15 protein-coding genes and 1 riboswitch are annotated in these 14,502 nt (G+C 55.2%); of the genes, 12 read left to right on the top strand and 3 right to left on the bottom strand.

Annotated features, from left to right (window positions below; translation table 11 throughout):
• Window positions 1-250: 250 nt before the first annotated feature.
• From DBV39_RS19880 to DBV39_RS06585, 3 genes are all read left to right on the top strand, one after another.
• Window positions 251-598, top strand: coding sequence for a tRNA-specific adenosine deaminase (locus tag DBV39_RS19880; RefSeq protein ID WP_227870845.1), 348 nt, complete (start codon window positions 251-253; stop codon window positions 596-598).
• Between the two features lie 139 nt (window positions 599-737).
• On the top strand, window positions 738-986 hold the full coding sequence (locus tag DBV39_RS19875) for a hypothetical protein (RefSeq protein ID WP_227870844.1): 249 nt from the start codon (window positions 738-740) through the stop codon (window positions 984-986).
• A 12-nt stretch (window positions 987-998) separates the two neighbouring features.
• Window positions 999-1,220, top strand: coding sequence for a DUF3820 family protein (locus tag DBV39_RS06585; RefSeq protein ID WP_108620856.1), 222 nt, complete (start codon window positions 999-1,001; stop codon window positions 1,218-1,220).
• Window positions 1,221-1,303: 83 nt separating this feature from the next.
• Here the strand turns inward: DBV39_RS06585 and DBV39_RS06580 are convergent, their stop codons facing one another.
• Entirely contained in the window at window positions 1,304-1,804 is a 501-nt protein-coding gene (locus DBV39_RS06580; protein WP_108620855.1) for an aminotransferase class III-fold pyridoxal phosphate-dependent enzyme, read from the bottom strand.
• Here DBV39_RS06580 and DBV39_RS06575 point away from each other — a divergent pair.
• Window positions 1,785-2,036, top strand: coding sequence for a zinc ribbon domain-containing protein (locus DBV39_RS06575; RefSeq protein ID WP_407669271.1), 252 nt, complete (start codon window positions 1,785-1,787; stop codon window positions 2,034-2,036). The genes DBV39_RS06580 and DBV39_RS06575 overlap by 20 nt on opposite strands.
• Window positions 2,037-2,271: 235 nt before the next feature.
• Window positions 2,272-2,439, top strand: a riboswitch (yybP-ykoY riboswitch).
• A gap of 9 nt (window positions 2,440-2,448) precedes the next feature.
• Window positions 2,449-3,024: a TMEM165/GDT1 family protein gene (locus DBV39_RS06570; protein ID WP_108620854.1), complete on the top strand. Its 576-nt coding sequence runs from the start codon at window positions 2,449-2,451 to the stop codon at window positions 3,022-3,024.
• A 300-nt stretch (window positions 3,025-3,324) separates the two neighbouring features.
• Here DBV39_RS06570 and cadR read toward each other — a convergent pair whose 3' ends face one another.
• Window positions 3,325-3,765, bottom strand: coding sequence for a Cd(II)/Pb(II)-responsive transcriptional regulator (cadR, locus tag DBV39_RS06565; RefSeq protein ID WP_108620853.1), 441 nt, complete (start codon window positions 3,763-3,765; stop codon window positions 3,325-3,327).
• A gap of 784 nt (window positions 3,766-4,549) precedes the next feature.
• Here cadR and DBV39_RS06555 point away from each other — a divergent pair.
• Window positions 4,550-6,751 (top strand): heavy metal translocating P-type ATPase, encoded by a 2,202-nt coding sequence (locus DBV39_RS06555; RefSeq protein WP_108623144.1) that lies wholly within the window; start codon window positions 4,550-4,552, stop codon window positions 6,749-6,751.
• 182 nt (window positions 6,752-6,933) lie between these two features.
• Window positions 6,934-7,215: a peptidylprolyl isomerase gene (locus tag DBV39_RS06550; RefSeq protein ID WP_108620851.1), complete on the top strand. Its 282-nt coding sequence runs from the start codon at window positions 6,934-6,936 to the stop codon at window positions 7,213-7,215.
• Window positions 7,216-7,560: 345 nt separating this feature from the next.
• Here the strand turns inward: DBV39_RS06550 and DBV39_RS06545 are convergent, their stop codons facing one another.
• Window positions 7,561-8,370, bottom strand: a complete 810-nt coding sequence (locus tag DBV39_RS06545) for a TlpA disulfide reductase family protein (protein ID WP_108620850.1) — start codon at window positions 8,368-8,370, stop codon at window positions 7,561-7,563.
• A gap of 285 nt (window positions 8,371-8,655) precedes the next feature.
• Between DBV39_RS06545 and DBV39_RS06540 the strand changes: the two genes are divergently transcribed.
• From DBV39_RS06540 to DBV39_RS06520, 5 genes are all read left to right on the top strand, one after another.
• Window positions 8,656-9,693, top strand: a complete 1,038-nt coding sequence (locus tag DBV39_RS06540) for an MBL fold metallo-hydrolase (protein WP_108623143.1) — start codon at window positions 8,656-8,658, stop codon at window positions 9,691-9,693.
• A 166-nt stretch (window positions 9,694-9,859) separates the two neighbouring features.
• Window positions 9,860-10,330 (top strand): YaiI/YqxD family protein, encoded by a 471-nt coding sequence (locus DBV39_RS06535; protein ID WP_108620849.1) that lies wholly within the window; start codon window positions 9,860-9,862, stop codon window positions 10,328-10,330.
• Between the two features lie 178 nt (window positions 10,331-10,508).
• Complete coding sequence (locus DBV39_RS06530; protein ID WP_108620848.1) at window positions 10,509-11,411, top strand: class I SAM-dependent methyltransferase; 903 nt, start codon at window positions 10,509-10,511, stop codon at window positions 11,409-11,411.
• A gap of 59 nt (window positions 11,412-11,470) precedes the next feature.
• Window positions 11,471-12,787, top strand: a complete 1,317-nt coding sequence (locus DBV39_RS06525) for an NAD(P)/FAD-dependent oxidoreductase (protein WP_159078841.1) — start codon at window positions 11,471-11,473, stop codon at window positions 12,785-12,787.
• A 138-nt stretch (window positions 12,788-12,925) separates the two neighbouring features.
• Window positions 12,926-14,056: a ligand-gated ion channel gene (locus DBV39_RS06520; protein ID WP_108620846.1), complete on the top strand. Its 1,131-nt coding sequence runs from the start codon at window positions 12,926-12,928 to the stop codon at window positions 14,054-14,056.
• Window positions 14,057-14,502 lie beyond the last annotated feature (446 nt).

Raw genomic sequence — 14,502 nt, 5'->3', positions numbered from 1 at the left:
TATATGAATTTGCCGTCTCCTGCTTTACATTTGGCTAATATGATCTTCGAAGCCCGGCGTACTTGTCATCACTCAGAAACGCATTGTCACAATTACGCCTGTCGAATTGATCTGCCGCGTCTGTGAGTGGTTTGTTTTGCTTTGGCTGCCACACCTGTTTTCAGTCTGGTGCTCGCTCTGCACCCGGGGGTCATCCCGGAATCACTCCGGAACCATCCTTAATCCATCCCGATACAACCTGAAGGATTCCATGACTGTACAGCCTGCCAATGTCTCTTCCAGCTGCGTTTCAGCGACCCACAACAGTACAGATTCGCCCAGTTCCGCTGGACGTGTTTACATTCAGGAGGCGGCTCGACTGGCGCTGGAGTCGGTCGAGAAAGGGCGGGGTGGGCCGTTTGGCGCGGTGAGCTTCAGGGACGGAGAGATTATCGGCAGGGGACAGAACCGTGTGTTGCTGACAGGCGTTCCCATCTATCATGCTGAGATGACGGCGATCCTTGATGCCTGTGGGCGAATCAAACCTAAGGATTATTTTTGTTTTGATCAAGCCGCAAGCACCACACTGGAACTCATCGCGGGTGAGGTTGGAGCGTGAGGCTGGATCAGATGATCCAGCACCCGGGTATGCTCGTATGCTAAGGGGATGCGATATCTACATCACCGCGGTTCCTTGTCCCATGTGCATGAGTGCGATTTACTGAGCTCGCATCGACAGGGTGTTTATTGCGGAAAACTTGGATGATGCCATTCAAGCCGGGTTCGATGATGCGTTTCAGTACGAGGACTTCAGCAAGCCGATACAAGAGAGAAGGCTCGAGATCATCACCGATTTTGAGCAGGAACTGGGTATGCAGGCTTTTGAAGCATGGAAGAAGAAATCAGATCGGCATCCGTACCAAGTGCAACGAGCGGCTATCCGGGATGCCGTGCTATCTCCCCGGAAATGTAACTTCTGTATCTTCCAACCCAACCAGACATATTAGGCAAGCCTTTTGATGCAAGCAGACGACCTCGAGACGCTGGTTCGCCAGACCATGCCCTTCGGAAAGTACAAGGGCAGGCTTTTGGTCGACTTGCCGGGGCATTATCTAAACTGGTTTGCACGGAACGGGTTTCCAAAGGGTGAGTTAGGTCGTCTGTTGGCACTGATGCAGGAAATTGATCACAACGGTCTCAAGCCGATACTCGCACGATTGAGGGTTCCGCCACAGGGCTGATCGATCGTCTGAGCAGGAGGGTGTGTGATCACGAAATCGTTCTCTTATTGGCAACAATTTCTGTCATGGTGCGGGACTTCACTTCACTCAAGGCCTTTCCTGCGCAACTTGCTATCGGCTCGCGTCGCGGGTGACCTGCCCATTGTAGCGATCACCTCGTCCAGTCTTTCCAGTCCCGTCTCGATGTCTCTTAGGGAGATGTTGAGTGCGGGCATTAGCCGCAGGCAGTTTGGGCGCGGTGCGTTGATGAGTAATCCCACTTGCATTGCACGGGCGACAATCGCTGGCGCGGTGTCTGGCGCGACTTCGAGTGCGAGCAGGAACCCTGAGCCTCTGGTTTCACCTAGACCATGCTGGCTGCTGAGGTCTGTCAGACCCTCGCGCAAGAAGGCTGCGTTGTGCGCCGCCATGGCCAAGAAGTCAGGATCAATCAGCGTGCGCATGACTGCCAGCCCAACCGCGCACACCAATGGGTTGCCGCAGTAGGTGCCACCTTGATCACCGTGTTCGAAGCAGCTTGCAGCTTTGCTTGCAAGTATTGCAGACAAGGGGACGCCACCGCCGATGCCTTTGCCACGCGTCATGATGTCGGGCTTGATCCCGTGGTGCGGTCATGTGTCGGCGCAGAACCGCCAGACGCAAGCCCGCTTTGCTTGTGTCGACTGTGGATTCGAGGAAAACGCCGATCTCGTCGGCGCGATCAATATCTTAGCGGCAGGACATGCCGTGTTGGCCTGTGGAGGAACGGTGCAGTCGGGCCGTCCGACGAAGCAGGAACCCGCCGAAGCGACTACGCAGGAGCTTGCTCTTGTTTAGCGCCGTAGGAATCGCCTTTCTTCAGGTGGGCGAGGATGTCAATTAAATCATCGGGCCAACATCAGGGGTTGTCAATCATGCCAGCAAGGATTTGTGGCGTGTTCAGAGAATTCGGGCGCTGGATCATCTTTTTGTTGCGTCGATCACGCTGCTCTGATATTCGATCACCCGCCACCGTTTGATGAGCGCAGTCTTTCGCCAGCATACTGCGCAACTTCTCAATCCATGTAAAATCCTCCTCGTCATTGGGGAGTAGCCTGTCTCAACTTCCGAGATGCCCTTGTCAACACACTTGCCCGTCCCGGGCATGGCACTGGCGATTACAGCAATCTGGCAAGACCTTTGATCACAGCACCTTCCAGGTCGGAGGGGTGTGGTGATCATTCGTCTGTATCCGGCCAGGACCCTTTCAATGGAAGCTTTTCTTGTCTCAACTGGCGTCGTCGCGCTCGCAGAAATCGGCGATAAAACACAGTTGCTTGCGTTCATTCTGGCTGCCAAGTTCAGGCGTCCGTGGCCAATCATTGCCGGTATTCTGGTCGCAACGCTGGTCAACCACGGATTTGCCGGTGCGCTCGGGGCTTGGCTGACCACGTTGTTTGAGCCTCAGACTTTACGCTGGATACTCGGTCTGTCTTTTATTGCGATGGCGGTCTGGATTCTGATTCCAGACAAGATCGATGCTGATGAGAGCTCACTTGCACGCTATGGCGTGTTTGGCACCACGCTGATTGCATTCTTTCTGGCGGAAATGGGTGACAAGACCCAGATTGCCACCGTCGCGCTGGCTGCGCAATACCAGGCATTCTTTTCTGTTGTGGTGGGAACCACACTTGGCATGATGATTGCCAATGTGCCCGCTGTGTTGCTGGGCGACAGAATCGCCGAGAAGCTTCCCGTCAGGCTGGTTCATGTCATCGCTGCCTGTATATTCGCCACGATTGGAATCATGACGTTACTGGGGGCCGGGGAGCGTTTCGGGTTCTGAAGCAGACTCCCGGCGCATCACGATACGACGTGTATCCGTCAGATCTGCTGGAGGAGTGCGAACGCACCCACAAAATTGATAGCGAGGCCGAGTGAAACTTGCAAGGGGCGCTTTATGATGGCTGCCTGTACGGAATGCATGATGTCGCTCCTGTGTGACCATTGTTGACTGAAGATCAAACTCGATGATGGTTCAACGAATCTCGATTTTGCTATACAAATGAGAATTATTCAACATTATTATTGCAAATGTCGTGATTGTCTAAATCTATCGGTTCTGACTTATGTTGACCCTGGTGTATCAGTTTTCTGCGCAGAGAGACTCACACAAAATGGCTGAGTCTGCTCTGGCTGCACGACTCAGTTCGCAAAGAATCCCGCATTCCGACGAGGTTCGACCACCTTTGCACCGCTGGCGCAGTGCATCCAACTGGTTTTTAAGGTGTTCGAGTTCTTCAAGTCGCCGAGACACTTCTTCGATCTGTCGATCCAGCAACGCATTGACTGTTTCGCATCCTTGCACTTCCGAGTCCTTGAAATGAAGCAGTACTCTAAGCTCCTCAAGCGGCATTCCCAGCTTTCTGCCATGGCGGATAAACAACAGACGTTCCAGATGACCCGGGGTGTACGCACGGTAGTTGTTCGCCGTTCTTTCAGGCGGTGGTAACAGACCTTCTTTCTCGTAGAACCGGATTGTCTCGACACCGGTCGAGGTTATTCTGGATAGTTCGCCGATTCTCATGGTTCGCACTCCTTCTCGCAGCGCGGGGGATGCTGCCTTTTGTTTTCCCGATCAGCGCGAGGCAGTATGTTCAAAGGTGCGGTCTGCTCAAAGATACGATCTGGTCGGGATGGACTACCAGGAAGTATAACGCTTGACTCTGTAGCTACTACAGGGTTTTAAATGTCCTTGAAGTGCGGAATCATCGGCTCTCAGCGGAACGGCAGGTGGATGATTGACATCACATCAGTCGAAGAGTCCGTCACAGGGCTGGAAACACGACGAAAACATAGCAGGCATCTGGCCAGCCCAAAGCACTGCGCCAATGGGTTCGTCGAGCACTTGTAACCAGTCACAACAGACTTCAAGGGTAGATCAGGTAATGCAAGCCAATCGCAAACAATCCTGCGCGCAAAGTTCCAGCAATGACCTGACCGAACCAGGTGTCAGCTCTGAGGTTTCGAGCGAGGAGATTTCAACCCGAGCCGCTGCACATCACGCTTGCGACCAGCAGCAAGGTGATCGTTGTCATGGCGAACATCAGGCTGAGTCACAGGTGCGCCAGTCCTCGCAGACATCTTGCAGCAATGTGCAATCGGGATCCGGTCATTGCAACGATTCATGCGATGAGCCGGACACGCAACAGAACGTATCTCCCAGTCCGTCGGATGCGTGTTGCGCTGCAACTGCAAGTTGTTGCGATGGCGCTTCTGTAAGATCAGCGGCAGCGGCTGGAGCGTCGGATCCTCGCGTCGCACCAGGTTCCACCAGGTTCAGCAATGGCTTGCTGCTGCATATTCCGGCCATGGATTGCCCGGCTGAGGAGGGGCAGATCCGTGGTGCACTCAAAGAAGTGAGTGAGATTCGATCCTTGCAGTTTGACCTGACCGCCAGGACACTGGAAGTTGACGCGCCTGAATCAGTATGGGACGAGGTGGCCACCCGGATTACTTCGCTCGGGATGCCTTGCCGCCGACTCGAGACGATCCAGTCGGTAGAGCAGGCGAGAAACCTGCAGCGTCAGGAACTGTTTCGAGCCATTGCTGCGCTTGGCATCGCTGTTGTAGCTGAACTGATTCACCTGATGGCGGCTGACACCATAGCGTGGAAGGCGACTGGTATGGGCTTTGCAGCATTCGCCATTGGTCTGGCCGGGTTTGGGGTATTGCGCAAGGGTTGGTTCGCCTTGACTCATGCAAAGATCAACATCAATGCCTTGATGACCGTGGCGGTTGTCGGAGCGTTCCTGATCGGAGACTGGCCCGAAGCCGCCATGGTGATGGCTCTGTACAGCATTGCCGAACTGATCGAGGCCCGCGCTGTATCGCGTGCGCGCAATGCAATCAAAGGCCTCCTCAACCTTGCACCCATGCAGGCAGAGGTGCGACAGCGTGACGGGAGCTGGGCAAGGACAGGTGTTCAGTCAGTTCGGCCCGGGGCGGTGGTTCGTGTCAGGCCAGGTGAGCGCTTTGCGTTTGATGGCACTGTTCTCAAAGGACACAGCTCTGCCGACCAGTCTGCTATCACAGGTGAGAGCGTCCCGGTCGAGAAGTCTTCCGGTGATCCGGTTTTTGCCGGGACGGTCAACCAGTATGGAGAGCTGGAGTTCGAGGTTGACAAGCCTGCCAGCGACACGGTGCTGGCTCGCATCATTCATGTCGTTGAGCAGGCCCAAAGTGCACGCGCACCGATACAGCGATTCGTGGACCGGTTCGCGGCAGTCTATACACCAGCCGTGTTTGTGATCGCTCTTCTGGTAGCCATAGGGGGGCCATTGGCGTTTGGGATTGCCTGGTCCGACAGTATCTACAAGGCACTGGTGCTACTGGTGATTGCCTGCCCCTGCGCATTGGTGATTTCGACACCGGTCACGATCGTTAGTGGACTTACATCCGCCGCCAGGATGGGGGTGCTGATCAAGGGAGGTGTTTTTCTTGAGCGCGCTCATCATCTCACGCACATTGCGCTGGACAAGACTGGAACGTTGACGCGAGGCAAACCCGAGATGGTGGCCAGTCAGATTCTGAGCCAGACTCAAAGCGAGCATACTGTTCTGAAGATCGCGCGAGCCCTGGCCGGGCGGTCAGATCATCCGGTGTCTTTAGCGATAGCGAAAGGGTTGACAGTGCACGGGTCCGACCCGGAGCAATCAAGCCAGGACGGCATACATCACTTCTCGGCCGAACCCGGAAGGGGGGTGGTAGCAAGAGTCGAAACCGCGCTCAAGAGCGATGACTCGGGGGAGTCTCGTGTGATGACCTATCGCCTGGGTAATCACCGCTGGATGCACGAGCTGGGTTTGTGCACAGAACAGGTTGAGATCATTCTGAACGGCTATGAAGCACAAGGCTACACTTTGAGCCTGCTGGCTGATGATCGGTCCGTGCTGGCTGTCTTCGCGGTCGCCGATACGATCAGAGAAAGCGCTCGTGAGGCTGTCAATCAACTTCAGGCTCTTGGGGTTAAGGTTGTGATGCTCACAGGCGACAACGCATTGACCGCCCGAAAGATCGCCGGGCAAGCGGGCATAGTCGAGGTTCGCTCGGAGCTCTTGCCACAGGACAAGCTGGATGCGATACGAGACATGCAGGAAACCGCAGGGCCTGTCGGTATGGTGGGTGACGGCATCAATGACTCGCCAGCGCTGGCTAGTGCAGACATCGGATTTGCCATGGGGCAGGCCGGTACGGACATCGCAATGGAGGCAGCCGATGTGGTCATCATGAATGATGATTTGCGTAGGGTGTCGCGCACGATTGAGCTGTCCAGAAAGGTTAACCAGGTACTTTGGCAGAACATTTCTCTCGCTCTGGGTATCAAAGCGGTTTTTCTGGTGCTTGCCATTTTTGATCACGCAACCATGTGGATGGCGGTGTTTGCAGACATGGGAGCCAGCCTGCTGGTTGTACTGAACGGATTGCGACTGATTCGTTCGTCACCCATATCTGGACAGTCTGGTGGTGTGACGGGAAGATATGATTCTCTGGAGGCAGGACGCGTGGGTTAACCGGTTGAGATTCCCCGGGCTCAATGGGGTGGTGTCCGGGGCGGATTTTAAAATGCGTTACTCTGCGGGCTTGTATCACTTGAAACGCTTGAAAAGATTGCTTCCTCAGAGAGGGGCGGTGTGATGCGGATACAAATTTTCTCAATGCCAAAGTAAAGATTACGTCAAAAAGGGAGTTCCATATGTCACAAGCTAGCGCACGCCACATTCTCGTAGACTCTGAGGAGAAATGTGCTCAGCTGAAAACAGAAATCGAGAATGGTGCAGATTTTGCGGAAGTGGCTCGTGCCAACTCCCGTTGCCCGTCAGGTCGTGAAGGGGGCGCGCTCGGCTCGTTTGGTCGCGGTGTGATGGTTCGTGAGTTCGACGAGGTGGTCTTCAGTGCACCGGTCGGCGAGGTCCAGGGACCGGTCAAGACCCAGTTTGGCTTTCACCTTCTCGAAGTGACTGAGCGTCAGGACTGATCACGTTGTCACAGTCGTTTCACAGCTGTGATTGGTCTGTCATTGATCTGTCATCGTGAACGTCGACCTGCCTCCTCAATTTCGGCTCTGCGCTTTGGGTCATGATCGAGAGCTTCACCCGCGTCACTTGAGGTGCGGCAGGTTGGCCAATATACGTATCTTCGGGTGTGCGTGCGTCGCACTCTTTTTGCTTTTCCAGATCTTTCCCGCTTATTCGATCTGCACATCCCTTTGGTCACGCATGCGGTGACCCATGCGGTCCCTGTGTCCGCATGTGCCTGTGCTCTCGCGACTTGAGTTTCTCTGTTTTCTGAATGAGGAGTTCAGGGTTGTTCACTTCCAGCCTCAGTGCGATATCTGCTCCAGTCTTTGCGCAAGCGTCGCTTTTGATAGCTCACCAAGGCGAAGGTCCACCAGTTTTCCGTTCGCATCAAAGAATAAGGTTGTAGGTAACAGTTGGCTGCCGTAAGCTCGCCCAACCTCTCCAGTTCTGTCGAGTAGTAAATTGTCGAACACCATGTGGTGGCGATCGAGAAACGTCTGGATCTGGTGAACAGACTCCCCTTGATTCAAAAATACAAACGCCACGTCCGGATGTGCCAGTTGCGCCTGTTGCAGTACTGGCATTTCTCGCACGCACGGTGGGCACCAGGACGCCCAGAGATTGACCACGAGCGGCTTTCCATGGAATGTTTGCAGATCGAGGGACTGCCCGTTCATGTCCGCGACAGAGAATGATGCGAGTTCTGGCGTCTGGTGACTCGTCAGTCTCATGCCGGTTGTTGTTCCCATTCCAAGTAGCAACACAGTTGCCAGTCCTGCAGCAATCGGGCGAGCCTGCGGACTGCGACGCAAGGCGGCCACAACCATCAGAAAGGCCACAGCCGCAAAACCAGCCCATGGTTGCCATCCACCATCACGAATGTTCAGAATTGTGATCGGATTTGCCAGATACGTATCCAGATGCTGGACGACAAACCCCAGCCTGGCTGCGGTCAAGCCAAGGACCAGCACGGCATAAGTCTGCCAGTACATGTGGACAGCGTGACGGCGCGCGACTCGGGATGCAACCCAGAGTCCGAACCAGAGCGAGCCCATCCATATCAGGATGTTCAGTGAAAGGGCGAGAGGGCCTAAAGAGATGGCACGGTCCAAGGGGCAAGGTCTCCTGTGTGCATATCGGTTGTCGGGGTTTGACGGGCAGAATATTAGAGAAATGCGATACTAAACCGTGATAAGTTAAACAGGTCAAGCAAGCCCCTGCCCAAGTGCGGTTGACTGTCGTGTGTCACATGGTGTTGAGGCAAGTTTCCGGATGAGAATGAACCGCCTTTTGGTTCCATTTTGTTCGGAGTGGATCCGTGACGTGAGGTGGACGGCATGCTTGCTGTGGCTGACCTGCTCCGATGCCCTATTGAGAACGAACGGGAGAATGACGCAATGATTTTCAGACAGTTGTATGACACGACTTCTTCGACTTACACCTATGTGCTGGCAGATGAAACTGCACGCAAGGCTCTGATCATTGATCCTGTATTTGGTCAGGTTGATCGAGATCTCGCGCTCTTGCACGAACTCGGTTTGACGCTGGAGCTGGTTGCTGACACCCACGCGCACGCCGATCACATCACGGCGGCCTGGCTGCTCAAGCAGAAAACAGGATGCACGATTGCTTCTGCCGAGGTGATCAACGCTGAGCATGTTGATCTTTATCTGAAAGATGGTGACACGTTTGGTGTGCCAGGGGTGACGCTTCGAGCGCTCTCCACCCCGGGGCACACAGATGGCTGCATGAGTTTTGTGATGAATGATGAGTCGATGGTCTTCACCGGTGATGCTTTACTGATACGGGGGTGTGGTCGGAGCGACTTTCAGCAAGGTAGTGCGCACAAGCTCTATCAGTCCATCACCGGCAAACTCTTCGCTTTGCCAGACCGTTGCGTGGTGTATCCGGCACATGACTACCAGGGCCGAACGGTAAGCTCGATTGATGAAGAGAAGCAGTTCAACGCCCGTGTCGGCGACGGCGCAAATGAAACTGATTTCGTGCAGTACATGCAGGCCATGAAGTTGCCCCACCCCAAAATGATCGATGAGGCAGTGCCCGCTAACCTGCGTAGTGGCGCGCCAGAAGATGGCCGCCTGCCTGTCACCCCGGACTGGGCTGAGATTCATCTTACCTACGCAGGGGTGCCCGAGCTGGACTTCGAATGGCTTGAGCATCACCTCGATGATGTGACGGTTCTTGATGTGCGTCTGCCTGCCGAGATCAAAGACTGTCCGGTGCATGCGCGATTGGTGGATGTTCATATTCCCCTTAACGAGTTAAATGACCGCATCGGTGAAATCCCGAAAGACAAGCCGGTGGTGGCACTTTGCCGCTCGGGCCGGCGTTCGTCCCTGGCTGTGACGATCCTCAAACAGAATGGTTTTGAGAAGGTCGCCTCGCTCAGTCATGGGCTCAGGCAGATCGCCTGACACCGGAATCCCACATACGGCTGTCATCCTTTATGGGAGCTGGGTGGGGTTGGCGGGGAAGTCGTCGTTTGCGCGCCAGAGATTCCTGACGGATACTCTCAGGTGTTGGCTGGTGATCGGTGCTATTGATGGGGTATCCCGGCGTGTCTGATTTGAGGAGCAGTGTTTGAATGTCTGGGTTGATGCTGATGCGTGCCCCGTAGTTATCAAGGAAATTCTTTTTCGGGCGGCCAAGCGCTGGGAGGTCCAGGTGACACTGGTCGCAAACCAGATGTTGAGGGTCACGCCTTCTCCCTGGATTCGGTCGGTTCAGGTCGAGCGGGGATTTGATGTCGCGGACCAGTACATTGTCAGCCGCGCGAATCCGGGTGATCTGGTCGTGACAGGAGACATTCCGCTAGCGGCAGAAGTGCTCGCAAAAGGTGGCATGGCCCTCAGTCCCCGGGGCGAAATGTTTGACTCTGACTCGATTGGGCAACGACTGCAGATGCGGGACATGTTGCAGGAGTTGCGTGATGCTGGCATCCAGACGACGGGTCCTGCAACCCTTAGCCACTCAGATCGGCGTGAGTTTGCCAACGCGCTCGACGGGCTGCTCAACGTGCGTCATCGCAAGCAGCGTGCCAGACCAACTTGATTGATATGGATTCAGATCGGGTGCGTCTGGTTGTCTGTCTTTGATACTCGTAATTCCATCAACTGAACTCAGGATATCGACCTGTGTGCAGACCCCCTTGTATAGTCAGTTCAGATCAGGCATGTTCAGATCACGGCAAGGCGATCAGTTCAGGCGTTATTTAACTGGGAGATTCAGTATGGTTTTTGGAGATAGCGTACGAAATCAGACAGGATCTGCACGAAAATTTCAGGCGCTTGCTGCTGCAATGCTAGCCGGGGCATTCCTGACCGCTCCTGCACAGGCAAGCGAAACAGCGGCTTCCAGCACGACGTTTGAGCCCACGGTGGGTCAGTCGGGCAAGGATGTGGTCTGGGTGCCGACTTCCCAGTCCCTGGTAAACCAGATGCTTGATCTGGCCAGACTCACGCCAGATGACATTCTGGTTGATCTCGGCTCAGGTGACGGTCGAACGGTCATCACGGCGGCGCAACGTGGATCGACTGCGCGAGGGGTTGAGTACAACCCCGATATGGTTGCCATCTCCAGAAAAGCTGCCCAGGATGCGGGCGTGACGGACCGCGCGACATTTATTCATGGGGATATCTTCGAGACGGATTTCTCGGATGCAGATGTTCTGACGCTGTTCCTGCTACCGTCGTTGAACGTCAAGCTGCGTCCGACCATACTGGACATGAAGCCTGGCACCCGTGTGGTCTCCAATTCGTTTGCCATGGGTGACTGGGATGCTGACAAGTCGATCAATGTCACAGAAGGATGCTCAAGCTACTGCACGGCGCTTTTGTGGATCGTTCCGGCCAATGTTCAGGGAACCTGGGGTCTTTCAGGGCAAAAGCTTGAGTTGAGCCAGATGTACCAGAAGCTTCAAGGCAAACTGATTGATGCCGGCCAGGACACACTCATCACGGATGCCAGCCTCGACGGAGAAAATATTGAGTTCAAAGTCAATGGCAAACACTATGTCGGCAAAGTTGATGGTGACACGATGGGTGGCATGATTGATGGCTCGCAAGTCTGGGCAGCCGTGCGGGAGTCGACGGAGGTCGCGGGCGGCCCACCCAAGCCTTGGTTTGGACAGTAGTTCACCCGACATGGTCTGGTGAACAACGATGAGATGCCACCACTGTTTGAGAGATGGCTATGACTGAACAGGATGGCGATCAAGCGTGCACGCGGTCAGGCAATCCAACTGGCGCTGCTGACGTTGCCGTCATCGGTGCTGGAATCGTCGGCGTCTGCACGGCCTATGAACTGCGCAAGCGAGGCCAGCGGGTCATTCTGATCGACAAGGCGGAGCCGGGGCAAGGTTGCAGCTTCGGCAATTCTGGCGCGATCAGTCCGAGTTCAGTGACGCCTCTGGCAATGCCGGGTGTGCTGGCATCGGTTCCCAGGATGCTTGGCAAACCTGACAGCCCCTTGTTTCTGCCCTGGTGGTATCTGCCTAGCGCTGCGCCATGGTTGATCCGTTTTGTGATGGCTGCGAGGCCGCACATCGTGCGTCAATCAGCAGCCAGCCTGGCTCGCATACACACGGCTGCTGTCCAGAGGCATGAGTGCCTGGCCAGGGAGGTCGGTGTTCCGGAGTTGGTGCTACGGCGCGGGCATCTGCATCTTTATCGTGATCAGTCCGCTCTGGATGCTGACCATGCGGCGTGGGACCTCCGGGCTCAGCATGGCTACACGTTCAGCCGCCTTTCCAGGCAAGCGCTTCAGGCGCTCGAACCCCGGGCGCCTGAGCGCTACAAGGTAGCCATGTTCCTTGAGGACCAGGCAACGATTCTCAATCCCTATCGTTACGTTAGAGCGATTTTTGCGCAGTTCCTGGCCAGAGGTGGGGAATCGTCGCGGGCTGAGGTGAGAGCGCTCAGGCGCGATGGCGAAGGGCTGTGGGAAATCGTTACCGACGCACGACCGATCTTCACACGCCAGGTCGTGGTTGCCGCTGGAATCTGGTCGCGCGCATTGCTTGAGCCGCTCGGCATCCGGCTACACATGGAAACCCAGCGTGGCTATCACGTACAGTTCACTCATCGCGAATCGCCGGTCTCCAGAACGGTCATTCTGACTGACCACAAAGTATTTTTGACGCCAATGGAGGACGGACTTCGGATTGGAGGCACGGTCGAGTTCGCAGGCACTCAAGCGCAGCCTAACGAACATCGTGCCCGGATTCTACTGCGTGTTGCTCAGGAGAATTTCAGCGAGCTTGTCGACAAGCCACATCAGACCTGGATGGGGCATCGGCCCTGCATGCCTGACACGGTTCCTGTCATGGGCCCGGCCGATGCCTTTGTATCAGATAACGCTGACAAATTGCCGGGTTTGTGGGTCGCTACAGGCCACGGCCATCTGGGATTGACCGATTCGGTCGGAACGGCCAGCCTGATTGCCGATGGGGTTTGCTCAGCCGCTAACTCCGGCTTGAAGACGCGCGCAGGACAGGCACAATACGGCTAGCGGGTAACCGCGTGTCAATTGCGTCGATCGAATGGTGCCTCCGTATGTTTCTAGGTGCTCTGAGGACCGAGAGGACGGTGTGTTCCGTGTGATGTGATTGTTTCAAGCTTTTTCGAAGCGATCTTTCAGGAGATATCTATGACATTGTCGGGTATGGACCCCGTTGAAACGGAGTTTGCAGATCGCGTCGCAATCAGATGCGCAGATGGTTCCTTGATTTTCAGGTACGGGTTGATGATCGGTCTGCTCTTGCTGAGCCTGCTGGTTGCCTGTCCTGCAAAAGCGGATATCACGCCGCCCAATCCTGACGGCCCGACCATTGTTACGGTTGATATGTGGATTGATGATATTAATGACATCAATCTGAGTTCCGGAACTTTTGATCTGACCGCCCAGTTTGGCATGCGCTGGAATGATCCCAGACTGGCCTACGACTCAGAGGTGGACCGACCGCGCATCTGGATGAGCTCCCGAGCCGAGCAGCAGCTTAAGTCGATCTGGTATCCAGTACTGGATGTTAGTGGAGAGAAAGGGCTGTCCTCTGCACGGGTTTACTGGCTGGCGATCTGGCCAAACGGCGATGTTGAAATCAGGGAGAAGTTCACGGCACATCCCAGGTTCGATGGTGAGTTGCACTATTTCCCGTTTGGCTCGCTGGATCTGAGTATGGCACTGTCTAGTGCTGCCATGGACAACAAGCAAGTCTGGTTTGAGCTCGGAGAGCTCACCCCCAAGGACGATCTGCAGGCGGTCGACCGCATACTGCACGGCAACTGGTATCCGACTGAGGTCAACTGGTCTGTCAGTGCACAGCCCGGATTTGCCCACTCGAAACGCTCATTTGCCCAGATTGATCTGAACATTCTGGTTAATTACGACGCGCATGATGGCGTCCAGAAAGTTCTGTTGCCGCTGATCGTGATTGCGCTGGTGTCGTGGGGGTTGCTGTGGATCGATCTGACGTTTCAGGCGGCGTACACCTCGCCCCGTATCGGTGGAACCACGACGTTGATTCTGACCACGATTGCCTTGAAATTCGTGCTCAACAGGGAGTTGCCTGTGGTGCACTATTTCACACTGTCGGATGTGCTCTTCAATACCACCATCATCATGCTCAGTGTCAGCTTGCTAGCGTCCTGCCTGATTGTGGGGCTGTTGGTGGATGGCAAACCCGAACCCGCAAAACGGATCAATATTCTGGTCAGGCGATATTATGCAGTCGCGTATGTGTTGTTGCTGCTGGTTTCGATTCCCTTGTTTATTGGTTAGGGGGCTGGCCTGGCTGGCGTGCTGACAGGTACTTGATAACTCGGTGCGAGGTGGCTGGCTGTTTGTTTGCAACCTTGCAAAGGTTTGTCACCTCCAGTGTCTTCCAGGGTGAGAAAACCTCACAATAGCTGACAGAACGGTTCGCTGATTGTCTGCGGCATATCTGTGGCAACTGACAGCGTGCGGCTTGCCTCTGATCGTGATGCTGAGTCCATTCACGGCTTCTTACGTGGCTCTCAATGTGTCAGGCAAGTTCGTGTGTCTTTGTCGATCCCGCCCACTACGGGCGACTCCTAATAACGAGGATGCACCTGTTCGGGGGAGAATGCGCACGTGCGCTTGAAACGAGCCACAACCAGCCGAAACCAGCCGAAACCGGGTAAGGCCCCCGCCAGACGCAGATGATCTGACCAAAAGATCAATATCATGCGCCAGATCAAACTGCT

Source organism: Orrella marina (assembly GCF_003058465.1).
Taxonomy (GTDB): domain Bacteria; phylum Pseudomonadota; class Gammaproteobacteria; order Burkholderiales; family Burkholderiaceae_B; genus Algicoccus; species Algicoccus marinus.
This window is presented reverse-complemented; position numbering and strand designations above follow the sequence as displayed.

Excerpts from the sequence above, each read along its gene's own strand:
- cadR (WP_108620853.1), bottom strand. The coding sequence starts at position 3,765 with ATGAGAATCGGCGAACTATCCAGAATAACCTCGACCGGTGTCGAGACA.
- DBV39_RS06580 (WP_108620855.1), bottom strand. The coding sequence starts at position 1,804 with ATGACGCGTGGCAAAGGCATCGGCGGTGGCGTCCCCTTGTCTGCAATA.
- DBV39_RS06540 (WP_108623143.1), top strand. The coding sequence starts at position 8,656 with ATGATTTTCAGACAGTTGTATGACACGACTTCTTCGACTTACACCTAT.
- DBV39_RS06585 (WP_108620856.1), top strand. The coding sequence starts at position 999 with ATGCAAGCAGACGACCTCGAGACGCTGGTTCGCCAGACCATGCCCTTC.
- DBV39_RS06570 (WP_108620854.1), top strand. The coding sequence starts at position 2,449 with ATGGAAGCTTTTCTTGTCTCAACTGGCGTCGTCGCGCTCGCAGAAATC.
- DBV39_RS06555 (WP_108623144.1), top strand. The coding sequence starts at position 4,550 with ATGGATTGCCCGGCTGAGGAGGGGCAGATCCGTGGTGCACTCAAAGAA.
- DBV39_RS06520 (WP_108620846.1), top strand. The coding sequence starts at position 12,926 with ATGACATTGTCGGGTATGGACCCCGTTGAAACGGAGTTTGCAGATCGC.
- DBV39_RS06530 (WP_108620848.1), top strand. The coding sequence starts at position 10,509 with ATGGTTTTTGGAGATAGCGTACGAAATCAGACAGGATCTGCACGAAAA.
- DBV39_RS06550 (WP_108620851.1), top strand. The coding sequence starts at position 6,934 with ATGTCACAAGCTAGCGCACGCCACATTCTCGTAGACTCTGAGGAGAAA.
- DBV39_RS19880 (WP_227870845.1), top strand. The coding sequence starts at position 251 with ATGACTGTACAGCCTGCCAATGTCTCTTCCAGCTGCGTTTCAGCGACC.
- DBV39_RS06525 (WP_159078841.1), top strand. The coding sequence starts at position 11,471 with ATGACTGAACAGGATGGCGATCAAGCGTGCACGCGGTCAGGCAATCCA.
- DBV39_RS06575 (WP_407669271.1), top strand. The coding sequence starts at position 1,785 with ATGCCTTTGCCACGCGTCATGATGTCGGGCTTGATCCCGTGGTGCGGT.